We start from the raw sequence: 13,442 nt of genomic DNA, 5'->3' as shown, positions 1-13,442 counted from the left end.
GGGCGTCTCCTCACTTGACCTCCCGACGCGTCCAGAGCGCCAACCCCTCCACCAGGAGGACGCTGACGAGGATCATCAACATGCAGGTCGTGACGACGCCGTACTCGAGCACGCGGGCCGCGTTGAGCATGTAGAAACCGATGCCTCCGGCGCCGATGACGCCCAGCCCGGTCGCACCTCTCAGGTCGTTGTCCAGTTGATGCATGGCGTGTGAGGCGAGCGAGGGCGCCACCTGTCGCAGGGTCGCGGCCACGAAGACCTGCTGGGCCTCCGCTCCGGAGGCACGGATCGCCTCCTGGACCCGGACGTCCGTCTCCTCGATCGAGTCGGCGATGATCTTGCTGAAGAACCCGATCGCGCCGATCGCGAGTGCCAGAGCACCGGCGGTGGAGCCCAGCCCGGTGATCACGACGAAGCAGATCCCGATGATGATCCCGGGGATCGCCCGGACGCAGACCACGAGCGTCCGGAAGAACGCCGCGACGCGGGGTGGCGCCACGTTCCGGGCCGCCAGGACTCCGATCGGTGTGGCCAGGACCAGTCCGAGCAGTGTGCCGGCGAGAGCCATCTGAAGCGTCTCGACCATCGATCCGACCAGCTTGTCGCCGATCTCGGCCGTGCTCGGTGGGAAGTACAGACCCAACGTGTACAGCGCTTTGCCGAGTCCGCCTTCGAGTTGCGCAACCGAGATCTGCGCGCCGATGAGTGCGGCCACCAGGGCCACGAGCACCGCACCAACCCAGAGCGCACGACGGATCCGTTCGCCGTTCCACGGCGGAGAGACCCGGTCCGGGTCGAACGAGGACGGTCGGTTCGGCACGGTCCTCTCGGCCCTCCCGGTCGTCCCGGTCGTCCCGGTCGTGGCGCGTCCGGCCCGCCGGGGCGTGAGCCACCGCCCCAGCCGGGACATCAGGGTCGCGTGCTTGGGCGTGTAGTCCCGGCCGAGCAGGGCGGTCCGGACGATGCCGGAGACAAGCTCGGTGACCAGGCAGAGGACGAGCAGGATCGCCATGAGTCCAAGGCCCAGCCGGTAGTTCAGGGTCTGGAGCGCCGCGGAGATCTGCAGCCCGATGCCGCCGACCCCCACGAAGCCCAGGATCACCGACCCGCGCAGGTTGATGTCGAAGCGGTGCAGCGTCGTCGCGACCATCGCCGGCTTCAGGGCGGGAATGACCGCGCCGACGATCTGCTGCAGGTTGGTCGCCCCGGTCGCCCGCAACGCCTCCCGTGGTCCGGCGTCGAGCTCCTCGATGGCATCGGTGAACAGCTTGGCCATCATGCCGATGGAGCCCAGCCCCAGCGCCAGGATGCCGGGCAGCGCTCCGAGCCCGAAGACCCGGAGGAAGAACATCGCGATGATGAGCTCGGGCATGGCCCGGGCCACCACAATGAGAATGCGAGCCACCGCCCGTACAGGCTTGTTGATCGTGGTGTTCTCGGCGGCGAGCAACGCGACCGGGACGCTGAGCAGATAGGCGAGGACGGTGCCGAGCACCACGATCGCCAGCGTCTGTCCGACCATCGACCAGATCTCGTCGAGCGGAGGAAGGCGCAGCGGCACCGTACGCCGCAGGAAGTCCACGGCGTTGCCGTAACCGTCGATGAAGGTCGCCACGTTGATCCGCAGGTCGATCACGGACCAGATAGCGGCGGCGCCCAGGACCAGCAGGACGGTGGTGTTGCCGATCTTGCTCAGCGATATCCGCGGTCGCGGAGGGAACTGGAGTCCCGCGGGCAGTTCGCCGGCTGCCCGCGGTTCACTCCCGAGCGTGGTGATGGCGTACCTCCTCTTGTCCGACTCGAGCCACCCGGTTCGAGCTACCCGACCGGGGTGGCGGTCGGGGTCGGCGTCATGGTCGGGGTCGGCGTCATGGCCGGGGTCGGCGTCGGGTTCCGGGTCACGTCCGGCGGTACATCCGGAACTGCGTTGGGCCCGTACACCGTCATGGCCTGCGCGCGGCTGATCTTGTTCGCGACCTCGTCCAGGACGACCCGGCCGTGCCGGAGGCCGATGACCCGCTCGGCGAACCCCAGCGCCAACTCGACCTGATGGAGGCTGCACAGGACCGTCAGGTGGTCCTCGGCGCTGATCTTCGTGATCACGTCGAGCACCTGCGCGCTCGACTCCGGATCCAGCGAGGCCACCGGTTCATCGGCGAGCAACACCGACGGCTGCTGGATCAGCGCGCGAGCGATCGCCACCCGCTGCTGCTGCCCGCCGGAGAGCGTGTCCGTACGCTGGAACGCCCGATCGGCGAGGCCGACCCGGTCGAGTTGCACCAGTGCCTGCCGCCGACACGACTTCGGATACATCCACAAGCCGAGTCGCGGCCCGCGCAGCGAGCCGAGCAGGCCCGTGCACACGTTCTCCAGCGCGGTGATGCTCCCGACGAGGTGGAAGTTCTGGAAGATGAACCCCACGTGGCGACGCAGGTCGCGCACACCCCGTCCGGTCACGCTTCCGACGTCCCGCCCGAGCACCTCGATCGTGCCGCTCGTCGGCCGCTGCAGCCCGTTGACGTGGCGCAGCATCGTCGACTTCCCCGATCCGGAGAGTCCCAGCAGAACGACCCGCTGACTTGTCGGTACCGTCAAGGTGACGTTGTCCAAGCCGAGCACGGTCTCGGTGAACCGCTTGGTGACATGGGAGAAGACGATCGCCGGCTGCCCATGTTCGGTTTCCCTCTGTGTGGTCATCGCGGCCTCCGGGCTCAGGCGTTGCAGGAGTCGGACTTCGTGGTGTCGCAGACCGCACGGATGCCGTCGTAAGCCGAGTCCTCGATCGACAGGTAGCCCCACTTCATGGGCAGACCACAGTTGTCCTTGGAGGTGTCACACTCGCCGCTCTTCTTCAGCGCGTCGACGTTCAGCTTGGTCAGGAAGATGTTCTTCAGCTGCTTGCGCAGTTCGGGGGACAACTTCGTGCTCACCGCTACCGGCGAGGGCGGGATCAGTTCCGACTTCCAGATGACCTTGATGTCACCCTGCTTGAGCTGACCACTCTTGATCAGCTCCTCCTTGGCCATCGACTCGGTGCTGAACCCGCCGTCGCACTGTCCGTCCGCGACAGCCAGGACCGACGCGTCGTGACCCCCGGCGAAGATGGGCGTGACACCCTTCTTGGGGTCGATGTGCTCCTTGAGCAGACCAGCCGACGGGAACAGGTATCCCGACGTCGAGGTCGGGTCGACGAAGCAGACCTTCTTGCCCTTGAAGCCACTCAGATCCGTGATCTTCGAGCCCTTCGGGACGCTGGCGACGGAGTAGTAACCGCCCGGGTCCTGCGATGACTCTGCCGAGTAGCCGAGGAGTTCGGCCCCGGCACCACTGTCCTTGGCGACCACGTAGGAGAACGGACCGTACGCCGCGATCTGGACCTTCCCGGCCCGCTGGGCTTCGATCACGGCCGCATAACTCGTGGCCTGTTGGAAGGCGACCTTCTTACCCGTCTCCTGCTCGATGACCTCCGCGATCTTCGCGTAGGACTGGTCGATGTCGGTGTTCTCCTCGCTGGGAATGTGAGCGATGGTGATGGTGTCGGGGTCGGAGCCGCCCCCGGAGCCGGACCCGGGGTTGCCGGTGCTGGCGTCGTTCGTCTGGGCCGCGCTCGCGCCACAGCCGGCAAGGGCCAACGCGGTGACCAGTCCGGCGAGGCAGGCGATCATCTTGATCGGAGTTCGTGCCATGACGGTGGGGTTCCTCTCATCGCGGATGAGCGTCGTGAACGCGGTTGGTCACCGCGCCGTGTCGAGTGCGAGTTCCCCCGGGCCGAGTGCAAGCCCTCCACGCAGTCAACCTGTGCCTGCCTACCGGCAGCTCCAGCACGTGCCGGTCGACGGACACTCGTGTTGCGGGACACGCACGACAACGACGCTAGGAAGGGCTCGCGAAACGCGGACGGAACCGAAGCCAGATGGAACGAACGTTCCAGTAAAGATTCGGTGCCGGAACGGTCGTCCACCCAGACCCCAGGCAGGCCGGGTCGGGATGCCGCCGACCCGGGGCGCTCCTGTTCCTCACCTACGCGACCACGGGTTCTCACGTGCGCGCTGAGCTGGACTGCCTCGCCCGAACGTAAAAGAATGACCGCGGATCGCCACCAACAAGAAGGAGCCACTGATGCAGGTCACCGGCATCACCGCGAACCTCTCCGTCCCCGACATCGGCGCAGCTCGCGACTTCTACGTGGACTACCTCGGGCTCAGCGTCGAGGCGTTCAACATGGGTTGGGTCGCCAGGTACCAGTCCCCTGACGGCCAGGCCGTCGTTCAGCTCGTCACCCGCGACGCCACCGCTCCGCAGGACTCGGTGATCTCGATCCACGTCGGCGACGACATCGACGAGGCCTACGAGGAGGCCAAGAAGCGCGGCTTCGAGATCGTCCACCCGCTCACCACGGAAGCGTGGGGCCTACGGCGGTTCTTCGTACGCGCGCCTGACGGCAACCTCATCAACGTCACCAGTCACAAGGACGCCTAGAGGGTGTCCGGTCAGTGAACGAGCCGTTGCCCCGCCGTTGCTCTAACCCGCGTTGGCGCGACGGGCCGTGCCGAACCGGCGTTGGTAGGCGGCGGGGCTGATCGACAGCTTCCTGGCGAAAACCCGTCGCATGCTTTCGTAACTGGGGAACCCGGCGAGGGTCGCGGCGTGCGTCGCGGTGTGACCTTGGTCGAGCAGTGCCCTGGCCAGGTCGAATCGGATGTTTTCCACGTAGCGGGCGGGTGTCGTGGACAGCTCGTCGTGGAAGAGCCGGGTGAGCTGCCGGGTGCTCACGTTGAGGTGTTTCGCGAGCCCACCCAGCGAGTGGTCCCCGCCGGGGTTCGCCGTCACCCAGTCGGTGATCTTGCGGAGTGCCAGCGAGCGGGGCGGCGGTCCTTGCAGGGGTGCCGAGAACTGCGACTGGCCGCCCGCACGCTGCATGTACACCACCAGGGCACGGGCGACGTCGCGCGCCAGGTCGGGCCCGTGGTCCTCTTCGACGAGAGCGAGCGCCAGGTCGATCCCGGCCGTCACCCCTGCCGACGTGTATGTGGTGCCATCGCGAACGTAGATCGCGTCGGGCTCGACGCGGCACGTCGGACAGCGGGCGACGAGTTCGTCCGCGACCCGCCAGTGCGTGGTCGCGCGCTTGCCCTCCAGGAGGCCTGCGGCGGCGAGGACGAACGCCCCGGTGCAGATCGACGCGACCCGGCCCGCTCCAGCCGCCGGTATCCGCGCGGCGTCCGCCAGGTCGCGGGGGACTCGGAAGCGCGGATAGAGGTCGGACCCGGCCACCAGGAACGTGTCGGAAGCCGGCTGTGAGGTGACGGCGTCGTCGACCGCGATCCGGACCCCGAGGTTCGACGTGACGTCCGCACCCGTCGGCGACAGCCATACCATCCGGTAGTCGGCACCGAACCGGTTCGCCTCCTTGAACACCTCCGCGGGACCGGCGACGTCCAGCAACGTCACTCCGTCGTAGACGAGGATCGCGACGCGATGGGGGGTAGCGTCCACCTCTCCGGTCCCTCCCGAGCCGGATCCGCTCGGTGACCTGCCGGACCCCGGCGGCGCTGACCGCCGAGGGGTAGGCGACGCAGAAGCCATGGACACCGTTCATTGGTAGCACACCGTTACGACGGCGCCTGGGTGGCTTCGGCGTGCCGTGGCGAGTGCGGGTCGTCACGAGAGTCAGTGCAGCGGTCCGGGCGCCCGAGGCGGCGAGAATCGTCCACTCCTGCGCCCTGTAGCGAGTTACGTGACGACTCTTACGTGTAAACGAACTCTCGTCCGCACCGACTGCGGTGATTGGTGCCATACGGCGCGTTCGGCTCGCGAGGAGTCTGCTGACAACTCGGAGTTGCCTCAGCCGGTGTGGCAGAGCTGGTCTGTTCAAGAAGCTCCGAAGCGTGCGCGACGCACACGGCTGCGACCACGCCGTGTCCGGATCTAGGTGGTTCCTGGCCGGACGAAGGCGGCGCCGCGGGCCGATCGGCGGCCAGCATGGAAATCGGACACACGGTCCACAGCGACACGCTTCCCGGAGGGTCAGAGGTCATGCCAGAGGTCATCGCAGGGTTGGAGATTCCAGAGACGGCGGCGGTCGCCGAAGCGACCAAGCTCATCCAGGAGACGACCAGCGCCCTCATCTACCACCACTCCCGGCGGGTCTTCTTCTTCAGCCTGATGCACGCGCACAAGCTCGGAGTGACCCCGGACCCGGAGCTGCTCTACCTGGCCGCCATGTTCCACGACACCGGCCTCCTGACCCCCTTTTCCGACGTCGAGCAGCGCTTCGAAGTCGATGGCGCCGACCACGCGCGCAAGTTTCTCCTGGACCGGGGCTTCTCGACGAGGGCCGTCGAGACGGTCTGGACGGCGATCGCGTTGCACACCACACCGGGCATCCCCGACCGGATGGCTCCCGAAATCGCGACCACGTACCTCGGCGTCCTGACCGACGTGCTCGGCTTCGGCCTGGACGGACTGGAACGCGATCAGCTGGACGAGATCGTCGCCGTCCACCCACGAGAGAACTTCAAGAACGAGTTTCTGCGAGCCTACGTGGACGGGCTCAAGAACCGCCCCGACACCACGAACGGCACCGTCAACGCCGACGTGCTCGAGCACTTCATCCCCGGCTTCCAGCGCACGACGACCGTCGAGGCCATGCTCGGCGCGCCCTGGCCGAGCTGACCGGACATCACACCGACGCGATGAACGTCGTGAGTCACCTCGACAACGGGCGTCGTCTGGGACGTCGGGCTTCGTTCGTCCTGCTCGTCTGCGCCAACGTGCTGATGATGGCGAACGCGAGCGCGCCGTCCCCGATCTACCCGCTGTACCGGGAGCGTTGGGGCTACTCGGTGACGATGCTGACGGTGATCTTCGCCGTGTACGTCGCCGGTCTGCTCGGCGCTTTGCTGACGGTCGGGTCGCTCAGCGATCACCTGGGTCGCCGTCCGGTGCTGGTCGCCGCCCTCCTTGTAGCCGCAGCCAGCACGGCGATCTTCTGGACCGCCGACGGGGTGGGAGCGCTGGAGGTCGCCCGCGTGGTGCAGGGGCTCGCCACCGGGACCGCGACGGGTGCGCTCGCCGCCGGGTTGGTCGACTTCGCGCCCGAGAAACGCCCGCAGCTGGGGCCCACGATGACAGCCGTGGGCACCAGCGCCGGCCTGGCGATCGGTGCGGGGGTCGTCGGGCTGCTCGTTCAGGTGAGCACGCATCCCGACGCGTACGTGTTCCCTTTCCTGACAATGGCGTTCGTGAGCCTCGCCGTGGTGGTCCTCGCGATCCCTGAGCGACACACCCGGCGGATCGGTGGACTGGCGTCGCTGCGACCGCGAGTCCGCGTTCCGGGGGAAGCCCGGCCGGAGTTCCTTGCCTCGGTCCCCTCCATCGTCGCCGGGTGGTCCGTGACCGGGCTCTTCCTGGCGCTCGCCCCGTCCCTGGTGACCACCGTGTTGCACGTGGGGTTCGGCGCCGCGGGTGGGCTCAGCATCGCGGTGCTGTTCCTCGCCAACAGTGCGGGCAGCGGCTGGGCCCTCCGGCACCCGCCACGGGTCGCCACCTCGCTGGGGGCCGCGTGCCTGACGGTCGGCTCCGCAGGACTGGCAGCGGCCCTGCTGCTCACCTCGGTGGTCGTCTTCGTCATCGGCTCGGTCGTCGCCGGACTGGGCGTCGGGTTGACGTTCACCGGAACCCTCCGCGTCATCAGCGCGGCGACCAGCGCGAAGGCCCGGTCGGAGGTGTTCTCAGCCGCCTACGTGGTCAGCTACACGGCACTGAGCGTCCCTGCTCTGGCAGCCGGCCTGCTGGCCCGCTGGTGGGGGCTGGAGGCCACTGCCTACCTCTACATCGGGTTCGTCACAGTGCTGTCCGTGATCGCCGCGGTTCACGCCGGACGAGCACAGGCTCACCGGCGCACCCACGACGGGCGACCCGCGACCTCCGCGGCCGGGAGCCGGCGCCACGCGCGCCACGCGCGGAACCCGTGCTGAACGCCCACCACCAACCCACACAGACGAACGTTCCCGAAAGGATTCCGAGCATGCGAGCGATCACCGTGCGGGACCGTGACGCGGGTGTCGGCGGCCTGACCCTGACCGACATGCCCTACCCCCACGCCGCGGAGAACGACGTCATCGTGCGCGTGCACGCCGCGGGCTTCACCCCCGGAGAGCTCGACTGGCCGGCCACGTGGACCGATCGCGCCGGCCGCGACCGGACACCCAGCATCCCCGGGCACGATCTGTCCGGCGTCGTGGTCGAGCTCGGCTACGGAACCACGGGTCTCAGCGTGGGCCAGCGGGTGTTCGGCTTGACCGACTGGGCCCGTAACGGATCCCTGGCCGAATACACCGCGGTGGAGGCTCGCAACCTCGCTCCCCTCGCGGCCGACATCGACCACACCGTGGCTGCCGCGCTGCCCATCTCCGGACTGACCGCATGGCAGGGACTGTTCGACCACGCCCACCTCACGACCGGCCAGACCGTCCTCGTTCACGGCGCCGCGGGCGGCGTCGGCTCGATGGCCGTCCAACTCGCGCGAGAGGTGGGCGCCCGCGTGATCGGCACCGGCCGAGCCGCCGACCCGTGCCCGGCTGACCGACCTCGCCCAGCGCCTGCGGGCCGGACAGCTCACCCCCATCGTCGGCGCCGTACGACCGCTTTCCGAAACGGCCTCCGCGTTCGCCCGCGACCGCCGCACGCCCGGCAAGACGATCATTCAGGTCGCGGACGAACGATGAGCGGAGCGGTCTTCCACCGGGTCAGTCGACGTGGTCAGGGCGAAGGTCCTTGCGCAGCAGCGTGCACGTCGTCTCGTACAGCCGGATCGTGCCGTCGTCTGCCTGGTAGTCCCAGGAGGCGGGCTCGCTGCCGTAGGCCACGTAGCCCAGCCGCTCGTACAGCGCGCGTGCCCGCGGGTTGTTCTCCTCCACCCCGATCTCGGCGCGGGGCAGGCCGCGTGCCCGGATCCGCTCCTCGGACGCACAGATCAGGACCGTCCCGATCCCGAGGGAGCGCAGTTCGGCACGGACGGAGAGGGTCCAGATCACCCCGGCCTCGGGCTTCTCCTCGTAGTTGACCGCGCCCTTGGCGACCGGCATTCCCGAGGGCACGCACACGACCAGGTGGTCGACGACGTCCCGGGGTCCCCGCTGGAGTTCGTCGGTCATCTGCTTCAGGTTGAGCTCGGAGTAGAAGCAGGCGAGGTCCGGCAGGTCGGTCTCCTCCATGTCCCGGACCGTCAGGTGCAGCTCCACCACGCCTGTATGGGTCGTCCCCATGACCTTCACTCCTCGATGTTCGACGTGTCCTCATCCGACGGTGCACGGACATCGTGGACCCGCGACCTGTGAGGCTGGAAACGAATTTGGGCCGGGTCGACGCGGACGCCGGTCATCACGCGACCGAAACCGCCGCCGGATAAGGCCATACTTTAGGTCTTGACCGCAATTCGTCGTGATCAATACTGTGGCCGAGGTCAGACCCGATGCGCTGCGGACCGCGCCCGCCTCGTGGGCGCCGAGAGGGGCAGAGCGTGCACGACGTCAGGTCAGCGGGTTTCCGAGGCGAGACGACAGCGACGAGGCGGGACTTCCTTCGCGGCGCAAGCGTGGCAGGTGCCGGCATCCTCGGCCTGGGCGGCGTCATGACCGCCACCAGTCCCTCCGCCCACGCCGCCGGGCCGACGCCGCCCGGCACCATCACCGACTTCGGGGTGCTGAGCACGGCGCTGACGGTGTTCGAGGGCCACTTCGGCACCGACGGCGACGGGCAGCCGGTGGTCTACGGCATTCAGATGGGGACGCCGGGCGTCGTGTCGGTGATCGACCCGATCACCCGGGAGCTTCGCCGAACGATCCCGCTCCCCGGATCCTCGGGTGGATGGGGCATCACCCAGGCCAGCGACGGACTCGTCTACGCGGGAACCTACGACGAGGGCCGGCTCTACCAGTACGACCCGGTCGCCGACGAGGTGGTCGACCTCGGGCCGCCGATCGCGGGGCAGACCTACGTCTACGGCCTCCGCCCCGGAACCGACGGCCGGGTCTACGGCGGCACCTACCCGGACGCTCACGCGTTCTCCTACTCCCCGGCCGAGGGTGTGCGCGACTTCGGTCCGATGTACGAGGGGCAGTTCTACGCCATCGACACCGCGATCGACCCCGAGCGCGAGATCCTCTGGGTGGCGATCGGGTCGGCCGGCCACCTGATCCGGGTGGACCTCAGCACCGGAGAGAAGCGCGACATCCTCCCCGCGGAGTTCCAGGGCGCCTCGAGCTACCCGTACGACATCAACCTCATCGAGGGTCGGCTGTTCGTCAAGCTCAGCCAGAACGGCACGGCGTTCGTCCTCGACCCCGACACGGGAGAGGTCATCGCCGACGGCTTCACGATGAGCTCGCGGGGTACGGCGCCACTCGCTCCCGACGGCGAGTCGGTCTACTTCACCTCCTCCGGCCAACTGTGGCGTTACGACCTCACCACCGACACCCCGGCGCCGGTGCTCGGTGCCAGCGGGCAGCCGATCGCCACCGGCGCGGGTGTCGGCTGGGGCTTCGTCGACGGCGTGTTGTACGCCGCGATCGGCAACTACGCCGGCCAGGCGATGTGGTACGACCCGGACGCCGGTACCCACGAGAGCTTCACCTTGCCGTTCCCGCCCCAGGCCATCGGCCTCAACAACCTCACGGCCGGACCCGACGGCACGATCTACACCAACCTCTACATCAACGGGAACCTCACCACGTTCGACCCCGACACCGAAACCGTCACCACGTTGGGGCGGCTCGGCCAGTCGGACGGCTTCGCCTGGCACGACGGCCTGCTCTACGCCGGCGTCTACCCCTACGCCGGGCTGCTCGCCTACGACCCGAGCCAGCCGTACGCGCTCGGAACCAATCCCCGGGAGCTGTTCCGGCTGCAGAACGAGCACGGACAGAACCGCCCGGTGGCGATCCTCGGGACACCGGACACGATCTACGTGGGCAGTACGCCGGACTACGGGCAGTGGGGCGGCGCCCTCACCGCGTACGACCTCGCCACCGGCACCCACACCGTCCGCCGCGACATCGTGCCGGACCAGGCCGTGGTGTCCCTCGCCGTTCTCGGCGACACGCTCTGGGGCGGCTCGTCCATCGCCGGTGGGGGCGGAACCACGCCACGAGCCACCGAGGCGCGGCTCTTCGCCGTCGACCTGGCGACCGGCGAGAAGACCGGACAGTACGCCCCGGTCAGGGACGTCGCGTCCGTCGACGCGCTCACCGAAGGACCGGACGGGCGTCTGTGGGGCCTCGCCGGGGGGACGCTCTTCGTCTTCGACCCGCTCCGACGGGCCGTCGTGCGGCGGAAGGACCTACCGGGCGGCTCCTCCGGTTGGCAGGACGAGATCCACGTCAACCCTGACGGGTACGTCTACCTGTCGAGCGGCGGTCAACTCCTACGGGTCGACCCGCGGTCGTTCAAGGTGTGGGTCGTCCGCGCCCGCGGGACCCAGCGGCTCGACCAGGACGGGGTCGGCAACCTGTGGTTCAGTGACGGCCCGCGCCTGTTGCGCTACGAGCCCGGGCGACCCGGCTCAGGGTCGGTTGCCCACCACGGTTGACCCAGCGCCGGGTCAGGTCAGGCAGGGTTCTTGCTCGGTGGCGGCGCCGGAGGAGCGCCGCCACCCCTGAGGTCGATCCCGTCTCGGTTGAGAACCCACGGGTGGTTCATCAGAGCCCTCGAGTTCCGATTCTGCGGCGGGCCCCACTTGTCGTTCCAGGCCAGGAAGTACGTCGTCCTGGGGTACCGCCGTTGGATCGCGTCGATCCACTTCGCCCAGTCGAACGACCCGCCCACCTGGTCGCGGGGACCCGCCTCGGAGAAGGCGAACGGCTTGCCCAGGCGGAGCATCTGCTTGTACTGCGCGTCGAGATTCTTGACGATCTTGCCGTCGCCACCGGCAGGGTTGTCGGTGTAGCAGTCGAGTCCGGCCACGTCGACCTTCGCGCCACCCGGGTAGTAGTCGGTGATGTTGCTGCCGCTGCTGCAGTCCGGCGCGTACACCCAGATCAGGTTGTCGAGTCCGCGGGTGTTGACGAGGTAGTTGTAGGTGTAGTTCCACACGCGCTTGAACGTGGCCGGGTCCTGGTCGCCCCACCAGAACCAGTCACCGTTCATCTCGTGGAACGGCCGCCACATGACCACCACGCCGGACTTCTTGAGATCGCTCAGGCCGTCACCGATCCGCTTGAGCGTGTCCTGCCAGGCGCGGCCGACATCCGTGCTGCTGTCGGTGAGGTCAGCGAAGTTGTCCAGCTTCGTGCTGAAGCCGGCGCCGGTCGGGCTCGGCATGTGAATGCCGACGCTGACCAGGCCGCCCTTACGCCACCAGCTCTTCAGCGTGTTGTTGCACGAGGTGTCGACCTGCGTGTTGGCGCTGGTGACCCAGTTGCCGTAGTCGCAGGCCAGCATGCCGGGATACTGCCCGCTCTGGCTCTTGAGCTGGTTGGTCTGCTCCAGGTTGAACGTGCTGCCGCTGTATCCGCCGAAGAAACCGGAGACGACCCTGCTCTCGCGACGGTGCGGAAGCCCCGACATCCAGGAGAGCACGTCGGCCTTGCTCACCTGTCCAGCCGGCGTTGACGGACGGCCGGGGACAGCACTGTTGCTGCCGACCTCGCTGCGAGTGGAGCCGTCGCCGCAGGCGGCGGCCTGGCAGCTGAGGTCGGCGATCGAGGAGGCGTTCGGACCGTTGGTCGCAGCAGTGTTGGGCGGTACGCTGATCCTCAAGCCGTTGCTGGTGACGTCGTCGACGCACTGCTGGGCGGTCGTGGCCGGATTCCACCGGTTGTCCATGCCAAGGTTGTTGCCCCGGTGGGCGGATCCGAACCGGTCGCAGACCGTTGCCACGTGGGTGACGGTCGTCACCACGGCGATACCTCCGAGCATCGTCGCCGTGACGGCCAGCGCCAGAAACGTCCGTATTCGCGTGCTCATCCCACTCCTCGCTCATGCGGCCGACGGGGGATGCTAGCTGTCCCACAGGCGCGCGGTAAAGCGGCGGCCTGGTTGCCGAAGCCAAATAGCCGAATGCGGGACATATGCGAGATCGGGGGTGAACGTCCTTGGGCTGACCTGACACCTCACCCGCGGCGGGAAGCGATCTGGCCGCCGTCGGGAACAACACGGTGGCCGCCATCGGGGACAACTGCCGGCCTCTCGTGGGGGAACGTCAATTGTCCGTTGACACTTGCGGCGATAGGAGAGTTTTCCCAGTTCGGAGCGGCGTTGCGAGCCTTGAGTAGACGGACCCTTCGACGTGGTCCGAGCGGGTGAAGTGCTCTGCGGCCCTACCCCTGGTTGGCGCACCCTGCCCAACGGCTGGTGATACATGGCCGGGCGATCGTGAACCTGCCAGGGGGGAGAAGGGGAAGTGGAGGGACCGAGAGCTCTACCGCCGGACGGGGAAGCCT

10 protein-coding genes and 1 pseudogene are annotated in these 13,442 nt (G+C 68.2%); 5 read left to right on the top strand and 6 right to left on the bottom strand.

The window, feature by feature from the left end; genetic code table 11:
• Positions 1-10: 10 nt before the first annotated feature.
• The 3 genes from phnE to HEB94_RS28430 form a co-directional block, all read right to left on the bottom strand.
• A complete protein-coding gene (gene phnE, locus HEB94_RS28440) occupies positions 11-1,666 on the bottom strand; it encodes a phosphonate ABC transporter, permease protein PhnE (protein WP_273378414.1) in 1,656 nt (551 codons plus the stop codon).
• A gap of 152 nt (positions 1,667-1,818) precedes the next feature.
• Positions 1,819-2,697, bottom strand: coding sequence for a phosphonate ABC transporter ATP-binding protein (locus HEB94_RS28435; protein ID WP_192752730.1), 879 nt, complete (start codon positions 2,695-2,697; stop codon positions 1,819-1,821).
• A 14-nt stretch (positions 2,698-2,711) separates the two neighbouring features.
• Positions 2,712-3,686, bottom strand: coding sequence for a phosphate/phosphite/phosphonate ABC transporter substrate-binding protein (locus HEB94_RS28430; protein WP_202896595.1), 975 nt, complete (start codon positions 3,684-3,686; stop codon positions 2,712-2,714).
• Between the two features lie 433 nt (positions 3,687-4,119).
• On the opposite strand from HEB94_RS28430, the gene HEB94_RS28425 reads away from it, so the two are divergent.
• Positions 4,120-4,479 (top strand): VOC family protein, encoded by a 360-nt coding sequence (locus tag HEB94_RS28425; protein ID WP_192752729.1) that lies wholly within the window; start codon positions 4,120-4,122, stop codon positions 4,477-4,479.
• A 42-nt stretch (positions 4,480-4,521) separates the two neighbouring features.
• Here HEB94_RS28425 and HEB94_RS28420 read toward each other — a convergent pair whose 3' ends face one another.
• The gene (locus tag HEB94_RS28420; protein ID WP_337918034.1) at positions 4,522-5,496 is read right to left on the bottom strand and encodes a GlxA family transcriptional regulator; all 975 of its coding nucleotides are present in this window, start codon (positions 5,494-5,496) and stop codon (positions 4,522-4,524) included.
• Positions 5,497-6,036: 540 nt separating this feature from the next.
• Here HEB94_RS28420 and HEB94_RS28415 point away from each other — a divergent pair.
• From HEB94_RS28415 to HEB94_RS51215, 3 genes and pseudogenes are all read left to right on the top strand, one after another.
• On the top strand, positions 6,037-6,675 hold the full coding sequence (locus HEB94_RS28415; protein WP_192752727.1) for an HD domain-containing protein: 639 nt from the start codon (positions 6,037-6,039) through the stop codon (positions 6,673-6,675).
• A gap of 20 nt (positions 6,676-6,695) precedes the next feature.
• Positions 6,696-7,979 carry an MFS transporter gene (locus tag HEB94_RS28410; protein ID WP_192752726.1) on the top strand — a complete coding sequence of 428 codons (1,284 nt, stop codon included), beginning with the start codon at positions 6,696-6,698 and terminating at the stop codon, positions 7,977-7,979.
• A gap of 50 nt (positions 7,980-8,029) precedes the next feature.
• Positions 8,030-8,311, top strand: a pseudogene (locus HEB94_RS51215) (alcohol dehydrogenase catalytic domain-containing protein); the annotation flags it as partial.
• A 439-nt stretch (positions 8,312-8,750) separates the two neighbouring features.
• On the opposite strand, the gene HEB94_RS28400 reads toward HEB94_RS51215, so the two are convergent.
• Complete coding sequence (locus tag HEB94_RS28400) at positions 8,751-9,269, bottom strand: GNAT family N-acetyltransferase (protein ID WP_192752725.1); 519 nt, start codon at positions 9,267-9,269, stop codon at positions 8,751-8,753.
• Positions 9,270-9,523: 254 nt separating this feature from the next.
• Here HEB94_RS28400 and HEB94_RS28395 point away from each other — a divergent pair, with 254 nt between their 5' ends.
• Positions 9,524-11,590: a hypothetical protein gene (locus HEB94_RS28395; protein WP_192752724.1), complete on the top strand. Its 2,067-nt coding sequence runs from the start codon at positions 9,524-9,526 to the stop codon at positions 11,588-11,590.
• Between the two features lie 17 nt (positions 11,591-11,607).
• Here HEB94_RS28395 and HEB94_RS28390 read toward each other — a convergent pair whose 3' ends face one another.
• Positions 11,608-12,966 (bottom strand): glycosyl hydrolase, encoded by a 1,359-nt coding sequence (locus tag HEB94_RS28390; protein ID WP_192752723.1) that lies wholly within the window; start codon positions 12,964-12,966, stop codon positions 11,608-11,610.
• Between the last annotated feature and the right edge of the window lie 476 nt (positions 12,967-13,442).

The sequence above is a fragment of the Actinopolymorpha pittospori genome (assembly GCF_014873875.1).
Classification (GTDB): Bacteria; Actinomycetota; Actinomycetes; order Propionibacteriales; family Actinopolymorphaceae; genus Actinopolymorpha; species Actinopolymorpha pittospori.
Note: the sequence above shows the minus strand (reverse complement) of the source record. Positions and strands in the feature narration are given on the sequence as shown.